The organism is Comamonas kerstersii (assembly GCF_002056725.1).
Classification (GTDB): Bacteria; Pseudomonadota; Gammaproteobacteria; order Burkholderiales; family Burkholderiaceae_C; genus Comamonas; species Comamonas kerstersii.
Map to the genome: position 1 here is coordinate 3,213,049 of NZ_CP020121.1, position 14,123 is coordinate 3,227,171.

At 58.6% G+C, this 14,123-nt stretch carries 11 protein-coding genes; 7 read left to right on the forward strand and 4 right to left on the reverse strand.

The genetic code is table 11. The annotated features are described in order from the left end of the window. Window position 1: 1 nt before the first annotated feature. On the reverse strand, window positions 2–2,719 hold the full coding sequence (gene aceE / locus B5M06_RS15140; RefSeq protein WP_054065785.1) for a pyruvate dehydrogenase (acetyl-transferring), homodimeric type: 2,718 nt from the start codon (window positions 2,717–2,719) through the stop codon (window positions 2–4). A 302-nt stretch (window positions 2,720–3,021) separates the two neighbouring features. Here aceE and B5M06_RS15145 point away from each other — a divergent pair, with 302 nt between their 5' ends. The 3 genes from B5M06_RS15145 (at window position 3,022) to folD (ending at window position 7,245) form a co-directional block, all read left to right on the forward strand. Further along, window positions 3,022–5,541: a PAS domain S-box protein gene (locus B5M06_RS15145; RefSeq protein WP_054065784.1), complete on the forward strand. Its 2,520-nt coding sequence runs from the start codon at window positions 3,022–3,024 to the stop codon at window positions 5,539–5,541. Window positions 5,542–5,661: 120 nt separating this feature from the next. After that, on the forward strand, window positions 5,662–6,297 hold the full coding sequence (locus tag B5M06_RS15150) for a response regulator transcription factor (protein ID WP_054065783.1): 636 nt from the start codon (window positions 5,662–5,664) through the stop codon (window positions 6,295–6,297). Window positions 6,298–6,384: 87 nt separating this feature from the next. Further along, the gene (gene folD / locus B5M06_RS15155; protein ID WP_054065782.1) at window positions 6,385–7,245 is read left to right on the forward strand and encodes a bifunctional methylenetetrahydrofolate dehydrogenase/methenyltetrahydrofolate cyclohydrolase FolD; all 861 of its coding nucleotides are present in this window, start codon (window positions 6,385–6,387) and stop codon (window positions 7,243–7,245) included. Window positions 7,246–7,318: 73 nt separating this feature from the next. Here the strand turns inward: folD and B5M06_RS15160 are convergent, their stop codons facing one another. After that, on the reverse strand, window positions 7,319–7,894 hold the full coding sequence (locus tag B5M06_RS15160) for a peroxidase-related enzyme (protein WP_054065781.1): 576 nt from the start codon (window positions 7,892–7,894) through the stop codon (window positions 7,319–7,321). Window positions 7,895–7,995: 101 nt separating this feature from the next. Between B5M06_RS15160 and B5M06_RS15165 the strand changes: the two genes are divergently transcribed. Beyond that, window positions 7,996–8,487 (forward strand): DUF6882 domain-containing protein, encoded by a 492-nt coding sequence (locus tag B5M06_RS15165; RefSeq protein WP_054065780.1) that lies wholly within the window; start codon window positions 7,996–7,998, stop codon window positions 8,485–8,487. A 158-nt stretch (window positions 8,488–8,645) separates the two neighbouring features. On the opposite strand, the gene katG is transcribed toward B5M06_RS15165, so the two are convergent. Further along, on the reverse strand, window positions 8,646–10,826 hold the full coding sequence (gene katG / locus B5M06_RS15170; RefSeq protein WP_054065779.1) for a catalase/peroxidase HPI: 2,181 nt from the start codon (window positions 10,824–10,826) through the stop codon (window positions 8,646–8,648). Window positions 10,827–11,212: 386 nt separating this feature from the next. Beyond that, entirely contained in the window at window positions 11,213–11,755 is a 543-nt protein-coding gene (locus B5M06_RS15175) for a PAS and helix-turn-helix domain-containing protein (RefSeq protein ID WP_054065778.1), read from the reverse strand. A gap of 79 nt (window positions 11,756–11,834) precedes the next feature. On the opposite strand from B5M06_RS15175, the gene B5M06_RS15180 reads away from it, so the two are divergent. From B5M06_RS15180 to B5M06_RS17580, 3 genes are all read left to right on the forward strand, one after another. After that, window positions 11,835–12,554 carry a CoA transferase subunit A gene (locus B5M06_RS15180; RefSeq protein ID WP_054065777.1) on the forward strand — a complete coding sequence of 240 codons (720 nt, stop codon included), beginning with the start codon at window positions 11,835–11,837 and terminating at the stop codon, window positions 12,552–12,554. A 1-nt stretch (window position 12,555) separates the two neighbouring features. After that, the gene (locus B5M06_RS15185) at window positions 12,556–13,194 is read left to right on the forward strand and encodes a 3-oxoacid CoA-transferase subunit B (RefSeq protein ID WP_054065776.1); all 639 of its coding nucleotides are present in this window, start codon (window positions 12,556–12,558) and stop codon (window positions 13,192–13,194) included. A gap of 112 nt (window positions 13,195–13,306) precedes the next feature. Beyond that, window positions 13,307–14,113 (forward strand): HD-GYP domain-containing protein, encoded by an 807-nt coding sequence (locus tag B5M06_RS17580; protein WP_240183947.1) that lies wholly within the window; start codon window positions 13,307–13,309, stop codon window positions 14,111–14,113. The last annotated feature ends 10 nt before the right edge of the window (window positions 14,114–14,123 follow it).

Here is a 14,123-nt window from a genome sequence, read left to right on the forward strand (position 1 = left end):
ATCAGGCGTACAGGGGGTTGATCTTGTCGGCCTTGATGCCGTACTTGACAATCGCTTCGGCCACCTTGGTCACAGGCAGCTTGCCTTCTTCGGCCAGCGCCTTCAGTGCAGCGACCACGATGAAGTGGCGATCCACCTCGAAGTGCTCGCGCAGCTTGCGGCGGAAGTCCGAGCGGCCAAAACCGTCTGTGCCCAGCACCTTGTAGTTGCGGCCCTTGGGGATGTAAGGGCGGATTTGCTCGGCGTAGGCCTTCATGTAGTCGGTAGACGCAATGACGGGGCCTTGTGTGCCTTGCAGCTGCTGCGTCACGAAGGGCACCTTGGCGGTTTCCAGCGGATGCAGCATGTTGTGGCGTTCGCAGTTCTGACCGTCGCGGGTCAGTTCGTTGAACGATGGGCAGCTCCACACGTCCGCAGCGATCTGCCAGTCTTTTTCCAGCAGCTCCTGTGCAAACAGGGACTCGCGCAGGATGGTGCCGGAGCCCAGCAGCTGCACGCGCAGGCCGGACTGGGGCACCTTCTGACCAGGCTTGCACTGGTACATGCCCTTGATGATCTGCTGCTCCGTGCCCGGCTGCAGGCCGGGCATGGCGTAGTTTTCGTTGAGCAGCGTGATGTAGTAGAAGACGTTTTCCTGGTTCTGCACCATGCGGCGCAGGCCGTCCTGCATGATGACTGCCACTTCGTGTGCGAAGGTGGGGTCGTAGCTCACGCAGTTAGGAATGGTGTTGGCCAGGATGTGGCTGTGACCGTCTTCGTGCTGCAGGCCTTCGCCGTTCAGTGTGGTACGGCCCGATGTGCCGCCCAGCAGGAAGCCGCGCGCCTGCATGTCGCCAGCTGCCCATGCCAGGTCGCCAATGCGCTGGAAACCAAACATGGAGTAGTAGACGTAGAAAGGAATCATGATGCGGTTGGACGTGCTGTAGCTCGTCGCAGCCGCAATCCACGATGCCATACCACCGGCTTCGTTAATGCCTTCCTGCAGAATCTGGCCGGCCTTGTCTTCGCGGTAGTACATGACCTGGTCTTTGTCGACAGGGGTGTACTTCTGGCCGTGGGGGTTGTAGATACCGATCTGGCGGAACAGGCCTTCCATACCAAAGGTACGGGCTTCGTCCACCAGGATGGGCACCACGCGGGGGCCAATGTTCTTGTCACGCAGCAGCTGCGTGAGGAAACGCACGTAGGCTTGCGTAGTGGAGATTTCGCGGCCTTCGGGTGTGGGCTCCAGAATGGCCTTGAAGGTATCCAGCGAAGGCGCGGTAAAGGCTTCGTCGGCCTTTTCGCGGCGGTGAGGCAGGTAGCCGCCGAGGGCCTTGCGGCGCTCGTGCAGGTACTTCATCTCAGGGGTGTCGTCCGCTGGCTTGTAGAAAGGCAGATCGGCGATCTGGCTGTCAGGAATTGGGATGTTGAAGCGGTCGCGGAAGGCCTTGACGTCTTCATCGCTGAGCTTCTTGGTCTGGTGCACGGTGTTCTTGCCTTCACCGACCTTGCCCATGCCAAAGCCCTTGACGGTCTTGACCAGCAGCACAGTGGGCTGACCCTTGTGGTTGTTGGCAGCGTGGAAAGCGGCGTAGACCTTCTGCGCATCGTGACCACCACGGCGCAGATTCCAGATTTCGTCGTCGCTCATGTGCTCGACCATCTTCAGCGCGCGGGGGTCGCGGCCGAAGAAGTGCTTGCGCACGTAGGCACCATCGTTGGCCTTGAAGGCCTGATAGTCGCCGTCGTTGCACTCCATCATGATCTTCTTGAGCACGCCGTCCTTGTCCTTGGCCAGCAGCTCGTCCCAGCCCTTGCCCCACAACAGCTTGATGACGTTCCAGCCAGAGCCGCGGAATTCGCCTTCCAGCTCCTGAATGATCTTGCCATTGCCGCGCACGGGGCCGTCCAGACGCTGCAGGTTGCAGTTGATCACGAAGATCAGGTTGTCCAGGTTCTCACGTGCGGCCAGGCCGATCGCGCCCAGGGATTCGGGCTCGTCCATTTCACCGTCGCCGCAGAACACCCAGACCTTGCGGTTTTCGGTGTTGGCAATGCCACGTGCGTGCAGGTACTTCAGGAAGCGCGCCTGGTAGATGGCCATCAGCGGGCCCAGGCCCATGGACACCGTGGGGAACTGCCAGAAGTTAGGCATCAGCTTGGGGTGGGGGTAGCTGGACAGGCCCTTGCCATCCACTTCCTGGCGAAAGTTCAGCAGCTGCTCTTCGCTCAGGCGGCCTTCCAGATAGGCGCGTGCGTACACGCCGGGCGATACGTGGCCCTGGAAGTAGATGCAGTCACCGCCGTGGTTTTCGCTCTCGGCGTGCCAGAAGTGGTTAAAGCCTGCGCCAAACATGTTGGCCAGCGAGGCAAAGGAGCCAATGTGGCCGCCCAGATCACCACCTTCGGGTGGGTTGTGGCGGTTGGCCTTCACCACCATGGCCATGGCGTTCCAGCGCATGTAGGCGCGCAGGCGGCCTTCGATTTCCAGGTTGCCGGGGCACTTGGCTTCCTGCGAAGGCTCGATGGTGTTCACATAACCGGTCTGTGCAGAGAAAGGCATGTCCACGCTGTTCTGGCGGGCATGCTCCAGCACTTCTTCGATCAGCTGGTGCGCGTACTGCGCACCTTCGCGGTCGATGACGGCGGACAGCGCGTCCATCCACTCGCGGGTTTCCTGGGGGTCAAGGCTGGGCTTTACGTTAGCGCCGGCCTGAGGGTCGGTCTGAGCTGTCATTGTCTGTCTCCTGTTCAAGAGGCTGCAGGTACGCGGTCAGGGATGTAATGCGTGCCATCTACTTTGCTTCCCTAAGACCGCAATGCTCTGAGCTTACTCAGTGGACCACGACTTGTTAGAGAGACAAAGACGCGCAATACGTTGACCATTTCAACTTGCAGTTTCGCACATTTTCCACAGATTTCAAATGATGCACCATCATTTCTTATTGCGAAAAATTGCTGCAAGCGCACATACTCTGAAACACCGCAAAACCACATGCAAACTCAGTGAAATCACTAGGATTCCCCTACACTGCGTACATGGTTTTATTCAGAAAAAAGAACACAGAGACAAAGACAAAGACAGCCAGCAGCTTTTCCAGCGCCGATCCCACGCAGTGGTGGCGTTCCTGGTGGCGCAGCCTCTCCCCCACCCGACAGGACCGTCTGGCCGCACTGGCACCGCTGGTTTCCGTTGCCCTTTTCATGGCTGCAATCGTGGCCGCTTTCTGGTATTTGCGCTCGGAGGAAATCGACCGCGACAACCAGGCCCTGCAGCGCGATGTGGAATACGCCCAGCAGCGCATGCGCCTGCGTCTGCTGGAACGCCAGGAACAGGTCATGCTGCTGGCCCGTGACCTGGCTGCCGGAGACATTGGCACTTCCGAGTTCACCAACCGCGCAGAAGTGCTGACCACCCAGTACCCAGAGCTGCAGAGCCTGACCTGGGTGGACCGCGATGGCCGCGTCATTACCAGCTACGCCACGCCTTCCGTGTCCAGCGAACGCCTGCGCATGCCTTCGGAAAAACTGCAGGACGACGCAGCAGCGCACAGCTTTGAGCAGGTCAAGACCACACACCTGCCTGTGTACACCCAGCCACTGGCCAAGCCTGGTGACTACCCGCCAATGCTGCAGTTTCAGACTCCCGTGCTGGGCATCAGCAGCTTTGGCGGCACCGTCATGGCGGAGTTTTCGCCCGACAGCCTGATGCGCTATGCCACCCCCAGCGAGCTGCTGGCGCATTACGCCATGACGCTGACCGATGGTCAGGGCACGGTGATTGCTGGCACGCCACTGACGCTGTCCAAGGCCGACAGGAAGTGGTACGACATCAACACCCCCAAGTCCACGGAATACAGCATGCCGATTGCGCCCGTGGGGGAGGCACTCAATCTCAAGGTGCAGGCATACCGCACCTCCATGAGCATGATTGGCAATGGCATGTTCTGGCTGGTGGCGACGCTGAGCATGCTCACTGCCTGGCTGCTGGTAGCCACCTGGCGCCATACCCGCAAGCGCCTGCGCACACAGGAAGCGCTGGTGGCGGAAACCAATTTCCGCCGCGCTATGGAAAACTCGCTGCTCACCGGCATGCGTGCGCTGGACATGCAGGGCCGTATCACCTATGTGAACGCTGCGTTCTGCCAGATGACGGGCTGGGATGAGCAGGAGCTGGTAGGCCAGACGCCGCCCTACTCCTACTGGCCTGCGGCTGACTACGAAATTCTGCAGAGCAAGCTCAACGAAGAGCTCAGCGGCAAGAGCTCGCCCGGCGGCTTTCAGGTGCGGGTGCAGCGCAAAAACGGTTCTATCTTTGATGCGCGCCTGTATATCTCGCCGCTCGTCGATGCCCATGGCAACCAGACAGGCTGGATGTCGTCCATGACGGACATTACGGAATCCAAGCGCATCCGCGATCAGCTTTCTGCCTCTCATGCGCGTTTTACCATTGTGCTGGAAGCGCTGGATGCTTCAGTTTCCGTAGCACCACTGGGTAGTGCAGAACTGCTGTTTGCCAACAAGCTCTACCGCCAGTGGTTTGGCTCACAGACCGAAGGACACCTGCAGCTGGTGCAGCAAGGCGGCCTGCCCAGCAAGCGCAATGAGTCGGTAGACGATGAAGACGGGCTCATGGGCCTGCCCACCGACAGCTTGACCAGCGCTGGCAGCAATAACGCCGAAATCTATGTAGCGGAACTGGGCAAGTGGCTGGAAGTGCGCTCCCGCTACCTGAGCTGGGTGGACGGCCGCCTGGCGCAGATGGTGATTGCCACCGACATCACCGCCCGCCGCCATGCCGAAGAGCAGGCAGCCCGCCAGGCCGAGCAGGCGCAAACCGCCAGCCGCCTGATCACCATGGGCGAGATGGCCTCCAGCGTTGCGCATGAGCTGAACCAGCCACTGACCGCCATCAGCAACTACTGCAGCGGCATGTTGACGCGCCTCGATAGTGGATCGCTGTCCGAATCGCAAATGCGTTTTGCGCTGGAAAAGACCGCCCACCAGGCCCAGCGCGCGGGCCAGATCATTCAGCGCATTCGCTCCTTTGTGAAGCGCAGCGAGCCCAACCGCACCCTGGCGCACGTGGAAACCATGGTGGAAGAAGCACTGGAGCTGGCCAATATTGAAATGCGCCGGCGCAATGTGCGCCTGACGCACTGGGTGGCTCCGGCCATTCCGCCGGTCATGGCGGACACCATCTTGATTGAGCAGGTCATGATCAACCTGATCAAGAACGCTGGCGAAGCCATTGAGCAGGCCCAGCGCCCACCCTCACAGCGTCATGTGGAGCTGCGCGTAGAGCCCAAGGAGTCCACAGGGCTCAAGGGCGTGGAGTTCTCCGTGCAGGATTCAGGCAAAGGCCTGCCGCCCGAAGTGCAGGAACGCTTGTTCGAAGCCTTTTTTTCCACTAAAAACGAAGGCATGGGCATTGGTCTGAACCTGTGCCGATCCATTGTCGAGTCACATCAGGGTCGCATGGCTGCTGAGAACATCTACAATGGTTCCGAAGTGGTTGGCTGCCGGTTTTCCTTCTGGATACCTCTGGCCAGCACTTAGAGTGGTTTACACAAGTCTTACGCCCAGGCTTCTTAAAGATGGCTCCAAGGCTTGTGTGAGCAGCTCAGGAAAAGGAGACAACCTTTCTTCGGCGATAAATCCAAATACAAGGAAACCTGCATGAGCTTGACACCCAAAAAAGGCACAGTCTACGTAGTCGATGACGATGAAGCCGTACGCGATTCGCTGCAATGGCTGCTGGAGGGCAAAGACTATCGCGTACGCTGCTTTGACTCCGCCGAGTCATTCCTCTCGCGCTATGACCCCCGCGAAGTGGCCTGCCTGATTGCCGATATCCGCATGGGAGGAATGACAGGTCTGGAGCTGCAAGACAAGCTGCTGGAACGCAAGTCCCCCCTGCCCGTCGTGTTCATCACCGGTCACGGCGACGTGCCCATGGCGGTGAACACCATGAAAAAAGGCGCGCTGGACTTTATCCAGAAGCCTTTTAACGAAAATGACTTGCTGAGTGTGGTGGAGCGCATGCTCGAACGCGCACAGGAAGCATTTACTGACCACCAGCAGGCAGCCAGCCGTGAAGCGCTGCTGTCCAAGCTCACTGGCCGCGAATCGCAGGTGCTCGAGCGCATCGTCGCCGGTCGCCTGAACAAGCAAATCGCAGACGATCTGGGCATCAGTATCAAGACCGTGGAGGCGCACCGCGCCAACATCATGGAAAAGCTGGGAGCCAACACCGTGGCTGATCTGCTCAAGATTGCACTGGGTTCATCTTCCGCAGCCAAAGTCCCGGCATAAAATTCGGGGCTTACCCTCAAAGGCTGCCAGCGCCTGTACAGGTCCGGCAGCTTTTTCTTTTGATGTCTTTCCTCCTCCAGCATCACCATGACAGCCCAAATCATTGACGGCAAAGCCCTTTCCGCCCAACTGCGTTCCGAAGTCGCCCAGCGTGCAGCAGCCTTGACAGCCCAAGGTACCAAACCTGGTCTGGCTGTGATTCTGGTGGGCGACAACCAGGCCTCTCAGGTGTACGTGCGCAACAAGGTCAAGGCCTGCGAAGACGTGGGTTTCCACTCCGTGCTGGAAAAGTACGATGCGTCGATGACCGAAGCAGAGCTGCTGGCACGCGTGGAAGCGCTGAACAACGACCCCAGCATCCACGGCATTCTGGTGCAGCTGCCCCTGCCCAAGCACATTGACGACCACAAGGTCATCGAGACCATTTCTCCTTCCAAGGACGTCGATGGCTTCCACGTTGCCAGTGCCGGTGCGCTGATGGTCGGTGAAGTGGGCTTCAAGGCCTGCACACCCTACGGCTGCATGAAGATGCTGGAATCCATTGGCATGAAAGATCTGCGCGGCAAGCACGCCGTAGTCATCGGCCGCTCCAATATTGTGGGCAAGCCCATGGCCATGATGCTGCTGGCTGCCAACGCCACTGTGACCATCTGCCACAGCGGCACTGCTGATCTGGCCGCCATGACCCGCCAGGCTGACATCGTGGTCGCTGCCGTAGGCAAGCGCAATGTGCTGACCGCCGACATGGTCAAGCCCGGTGCCGTAGTGATTGACGTGGGCATGAACCGCGATGACGAAGGCAAGCTGTGCGGTGACGTGGACTACAACGGCTGCAAGGACGTGGCTGGCTACATCACCCCCGTACCCGGCGGCGTGGGCCCCATGACCATCACCATGCTGCTGGTCAACACCATGGAAGCCGCTGAGCGCACGGCTGCGGCCAAGTAATCAGCCCATAGCTGCAAGGCTGAACATTGAACAACCTCCGCAGGCTGCCAAAGTCTGTGGAGGTTTTGTTTTTTCAGCGGCTTTTGGGGATGCGCCCCATCAGGTAGAACTCCGGGTTAGGCTGCATGCCACTGAAGCTGGCCATGCGATTGGACAGGCCAAAGAACGCAGTGATGGCGGCAATGTCCCAGATGTCTTCATCATCAAAGCCATGTGCGTGCAGCAGCTCAAAGTCACGGTCTTCAATTTCGTGGCTGCGCTGGCTGACCTTCATCGCAAAGTCCAGTATGGCACGCTGGCGCGGCGTGATGTCGGCCTTGCGATAGTTCACCGCAACCTGGTCCGCCACCATCGGCTTTTTCTCGTAAATGCGCAGGATGGCTCCGTGGGCCACCACGCAATACAGGCACTGGTTGGCTGCGCTGGTGGCAGTGACGATCATTTCGCGCTCTCCCTTGGTCAGGCTGCCCCCTTCCTTGAGCATCAGTGCGTCGTGATAGGCAAAGAATGCGCGCCACTCGGCCGGGCGGCGCGCCAGCGCCAGAAACACGTTGGGAATAAAGCCTGCCTTTTCCTGCACCTCCAGAATGCGGGCACGGATGTCTTCAGGCAAAACATTCAGATCAGGGAAGGGATAACGCGCTTTCAAGGTTTGTCTCCTCACAGTTTTTCCCAAGCATAGTCAAATGCCTGCACCAAGATCGTCATGTGACGGACAATGCAGGCAATGACAAACACCATGGATAGGGAATGAGCGATACACAAGCAAGCACCGACTGGGCGGCCTGGAGCCGTGAAGCCGTAGAGAACATGCTGGCCCAAAATGCACAATGGCCACAGCAGTTTGGTTTGCATGCCCCGCTGAAATGCCGCTGGGATCTGGAACGTGCACTGCTGGCCTTCGAAGGCCCTTTGCACGAGGTTGTGGCAACAGTGTGTCTGGTTGGTACCAGCAGCAACAAAGACGGCACGTTCATATGGAGCTGGGGCAATGAAGCCATTCCTGTTCAGCACGCCCAGGCCCTCGAAGTGGTCTATGACTTTGGCCGAGAACATCAGTTGGCACTGCTGACCACGCCCTGCATCCAGGGCGGCCGCCCAGAAGCCACGGAGTGTCTGGCAATTGCTGCACGGCTGCAGCGAGCACTGGGCACCTATGTGGACCAGCAAGGCGATGTATCGCTGTACTTCAGCATCTTGCATCTGCAGGTAGCTGTACCCAATGATCAGCTACCCAGCTAAAGCCATACCCAGGATCTACAGCGCTCGCCAGAGCGCTTTTTTTACGTCTTGCAGCCATCCCCAAGATGGCATAAAAAAAGCGCCCCGAAGGGCGCTTGAAATGACCATTTTCAGTCGTTTCAGCAACAGGCTGGTGGTGAACACCAGCCCTCGCTGCATTACTTCTTCAGGTCGAAGCGGTCCAGCTCCATGACCTTGACCCAGGCAGCCACAAAGTCCTGGTAGAACTTGTGCTCGTTACCGACTTCGGCATAGACCTCAGCCAGTGCACGCAGGATGGAGTTCGAGCCGAACACCAGGTCCACGCGGGTGCCAGTCCAGCGCTTTTCGCCAGTCTTGCGATCCACGCCTTCGTAGTTGCCGTTGTCCAGAGGCTTCCACTGGGTGCTCATGTCCAGCAGGTTCACAAAGAAGTCGTTGGTCAGCTTGCCAGGCGTCTTGGTCAACACGCCGGTGTTGCTGCCGTCGGTGTTGATGTTGATGGCACGCAGACCACCGATCAGCACGGTCATTTCAGGGGCTGTCAGCGTCAGCAGCTGGGCCTTGTCGATCAACATGGCTTCAGCAGGCACCGCAAACTTGGCCTTCTGGAAGTTACGGAAGCCGTCAGCCTGAGGCTCCAGCACCGAGAACGATTCCACATCGGTCTGCTCTGCAGAGGCATCGCTGCGACCAGGCGTGAAAGGCACGGTGATCTGCACGCCTGCGTCTGCTGCTGCCTTCTCGATACCCACACCACCGGCCAGCACGATCAGGTCAGCCAACGAGATCTTGAACTCAGCCTGGATGCTTTCCAGTGTTGCCAGCACCTTGGCCAGCTGGGCAGGGTTGTTCGCAGCCCAGTCCTTTTGAGGAGCCAGGCGGATGCGAGCACCGTTGGCACCACCGCGCTTGTCGGAACCACGGAAGGTGGATGCCGAAGCCCAGGCTGTACCCACCAGTTCTTGCACACTCAGGCCGGAAGCCAGGATCTTGGCCTTGATGGCTGCAATTTCTGCTTCGCCCACAGGAGCGTAGAAAGGTGCAGGAATCACGTCTTGCCAGATCAGCTCTTCCTTTGGCACTTCGGGGCCGAGGTAACGCGAGCGGGGGCCCATGTCACGGTGGGTCAGCTTGAACCATGCACGGGCAAAAGCTTCAGCAAATGCCTGTGGGTTTTCCAGGAAGCGGCGAGAAATCTTCTCGTAAGCAGGGTCCATGCGCAGGGCAATGTCCGAGGTCAGCATGGTGGGCTTTTTACGAGGGCCGCCGTGTGCGTCAGGGATGACATCGTCCGCGTCCTTGGCCACCCACTGCCAGGCACCAGCGGGGGACTTCTCCAGCGTCCATTCGTACTTGAACAGGTTTTCAAAGAAGAAGTTGCTCCACTGTGTAGGCGTCTGGGTCCAGGTCACTTCCAGGCCGGAGGTGATGGTGTCGCCAGCATTGCCCTTGCCGAAGCTCGAAGCCCAGCCCAAGCCCTGGGCTTCCAGGCCCGCAGCTTCAGGGTCTGCACCCACATGCGAAGCAGGGCCTGCACCGTGGGTCTTACCAAAGGTGTGACCACCAGCGATCAGCGCCACAGTTTCTTCGTCGTTCATCGCCATGCGGGCGAAGGTGTCGCGAATGTCACGGGCGGACAGCAGGGGATCGGGGTTGCCATCTGGACCTTCGGGGTTCACGTAGATCAAGCCCATCTGCACGGCAGCCAGTGGGTTTTCCAGATCGCGCTCACCGGAGTAACGGCTATTGGGGTTGGCGGTAGGTGCCAGCCACTCCTTTTCGGAGCCCCAGTACACATCCTGATCGGGTTCCCAGGTGTCCACACGGCCACCGGCAAAACCGAAAGTGCGGAAGCCCATGGTTTCCAGCGCCACGTTACCAGTCAGGATCAGCAGGTCAGCCCAGGAAATTTTGTTGCCGTACTTTTGCTTGATGGGCCACAGCAGGCGACGAGACTTGTCGATATTGACGTTGTCGGGCCAGCTGTTCAGCGGTGCAAAGCGCTGCTGACCACGGCCTGCGCCACCGCGGCCGTCCTGCATGCGGTAGGTACCGGCAGAGTGCCACGCCATGCGCACGAACTGAGGGCCATAGTGACCAAAGTCAGCAGGCCACCAGTCCTGGGAGTCCGTCATCAGTGCACGCAGGTCGCGCTTGAGGGCTTCATAGTCGAGCTTTTTGAATTCTTCAGCGTAGTTGAAGTCTTCGCCCATGGGGTTGCTCTTGGACGAGTGCTGGCTGAGCAAGTCCACACGCAGCTGGTTAGGCCACCAGTCGCGATTAGTTGTTCCGCCTTTGGCAGCAGTGCCTAGGTTCTGACCTTCTTGGTGGAAAGGGCACTTCGATTCAGCTGTCATGTGTGATCTCCGTTGAATTGAACTTGCAACAACGCAAGTCGTGGGGGGCGAAGATATCAATTAATAATTGATATCAGATTTGAAATTAGATAGACATAAGCAATCTATGGATCGAATTATGCAGGAGTCATGTGACATCCGGTATGCGTTTTCGATTGAAAATACCAAGTGCACCCATAGGCAAAACTGCAAGCGCAGCATGTAACTGCCATGGCACTCCTATCAAGGGAGATGCCACATGTAACTTAAGTTCCTCAGTCTGTCGCGGAAGCTTTTAAAGAACAAGGCAGCAGCAGTCGATCGCGCACTTGGACTACAAGACCATTGCGAGATGCATGATGCAGATTAGAAACGCTGCTCCAGCAAGCAGCTTGGACCGTTACGACTTATGCCGTCAGCAGCTTGTGCACCAGATCGGCCGTGGTACTGGCGCTGTATTTGCGCATCAGACGTGCGCGGTAAATTTCCACCGTGCGGTGGCTGATATGGAGCACACGCCCGATCTCCTTGGAAGTCAGGCCTTCAAGCAGACGTGCTGCCACTTCACGTTCGCGGCCCGTGAGCTCTGCCTTGACCGGACGCTGCTCGCTCATGTCTTCAAAGCTCCAGATGCCTGCTGCATGCGGATCATTGCGGTCCAGTGCGCGCCCGCTCACATGGCACCAGAAGGTCTCGCCCGTACCACGCCGCATGATGCGGTTGTCTGAATACGTGCCCCGCGCATTCAGAATGGGTGCCATGCGTGCTCCCAGGCGTTCATACTCATCAATGCTCGGGTACAGCAGCTGAAAGGACTGCCCGACCATGACTTCGCGCGACATGGCAAACATTTCGCACACGCGCTGGTTGCAGTCCACCATGATGCGGTTGCGCGAGATCACCAAACCCACGGGGGCAAGGTCAAAGGCGAGTCGGTGATCAAGCTCCATAGTGCAACTCTCTAGGAAAAACTACGTATGTAACTACGTAGTATCTTACGAAGCATAAATTCCCAACAAGGAGACAAGCGTGAAAAAACTCTATCCCTCAGCCCATGAGGCATTGAAGGGCGTGGTCGCTGATGGACAGCTGATCGCCGTCGGCGGTTTTGGCCTGTGCGGTATTCCTGAAGCACTGATTGACGCCCTGCGCGATAGCGGCGTGAATAATCTGACCGTGGTGTCGAACAACGCCGGTGTGGATGGCTTTGGTCTGGGCAAGCTGCTGGAGACGCGCCAGATCAAGAAGATGATCTCGTCCTATGTGGGCGAGAACAAGGAATTCGAGCGCCAGTATCTCGCAGGCGAGCTGGAGCTGGAATTTACCCCGCAGGGCACACTGGCCGAGAAGCTGCGCGCTGGTGGCGCCGGTATTCCTGCGTTCTTCACCAAGACCGGCGTGGGCACCATGGTTGCCGAAGGCAAGGAACTGCGCGAGTTCGATGGCGAGACCTATGTGATGGAGCGCTCCATCGTCACCGATGTATCGCTGGTCAAGGCCTACCGTGCGGACACCAGCGGCAACCTGCAGTTTCGCCTGACGGCACGCAACTTCAATCCTGCTGCGGCCACAGCCGGCAAGATCTGCATTGTGGAGGTGGAGGAGATCGTGGAACTGGGCGAAATTGCACCGGACGACATCCACCTGCCCGGCATCTACGTGCACCGCATCGTGCACAACCCCAGCCCCGAAAAGCGCATTGAAAAACGCACGATGACCGAAACCAAGAACGACAAAGCAGGAGCCTGACATGCCTTGGACCCAAGACCAAATGGCCGCACGTGCGGCGCAAGAACTGGAAGACGGCTTCTACGTGAACCTGGGTATTGGCATCCCCACACTGGTAGCCAACCACACAGGCGACAAGGAAGTGTGGCTGCAGTCCGAAAACGGCATGCTGGGCATTGGCCCCTTCCCCACCGAAGACCAGGTGGATGCTGACCTGATCAATGCCGGCAAGCAGACCGTGACCACCATCCCAGGCTCATCCATCTTTGGCTCGGACCAGTCTTTTGCCATGATTCGCGGCGGCAAGATCAACCTGTCAATTCTGGGAGCCATGCAGGTCAGCGAAAAAGGCGATCTGGCCAACTGGATGATTCCGGGCAAGATGGTCAAGGGCATGGGCGGCGCCATGGACCTGGTCGCAGGCGTCAAGCGCGTCATCGTGCTGATGGAGCATGTGGCACGCAAGAAGGACGGCACGACCGACCTGAAGATCCTGCCCCAGTGCACGTTGCCGCTCACAGGTGTAGGTGTTGTGGACCGCATCATTACCGATCTGGGCGTGATGGACGTCACGCCCGAAGGCCTCAAACTGGTGGAACTGGCACCTGACGTCAGCTTTGACGAAATCCAGAGCAAGACCGGTGTGACGCTGCTTCGCTGAGCGTTGACACTGTTGACAAACGCCAATGCCCGCACCATGCGGGCTTTTTCTTGTCTGGCACTGTGTGCAATCCACTACCATCGGCTGCCTTGATTCAGAGAATGGAGATTGCATGCAGGGAGTGAGCGTAGAGGAACCCGACGATTTGCTGGCTCCTGAGCGCCTGCATAACGACGCACACTTTCTACGCGCTGTCACAGACATGGCAGACAAGAAAGAAGTGGTGACGGGCGGGGCCATTTACTCTGAGACCGGCATCAAGCTGCTGGAAAAAGGTGTTCGGCTGGACAGTCGCCTGTACGAGCAACTGATCCAGCACAAGCTGGCCACCCCCATTGACGAGCAATTGCTCATACGCAATGGTGTGGATGTGCGTGCGATCGAGGAAGAGGTGCTGCGCCTGTGCTCCGAATCAGCGCTGGGTCGTTCACTGCAAGCTCATCTTGGTGCTGACAGCCACATGCTGCTGGAAGCTGTGCGCCAGATGCCATGGCCCTACCAGGCCAGCTTCAAGATGAGCGTCATGCGCGAACAGCTGCCCGTGCTGTACGCACACAGCATCACCATGATGATGAGCTCCGTGTACCTGGGCATCAAGTCCGGCATGAAGACGCGTGAATGTGGACAGCTGGCTGCTGCTGCGATGCTGCACGATGTAGGCATGCTCTACATGCCACCCAGCTGGCTGAACCGCAATCACAAACTGACAGACCAGGAGCGCAAGCATCTGGCCGCCCACTGCGTCACAGGCATGCTGGTGGTGCGCAACTGCAAGGCCTATTCACACGAGATTGAAGAGGCTGTGCTGGAGCACCATGAGCGCATGGATGGCAGCGGCTACCCGCGCGGCATCAGTGGCGATGCGATTTCGTCCATGGGCCGCATCCTGATGCTGGCGGAAGTGGTCTCTGCCTTCTAAGACAAATACC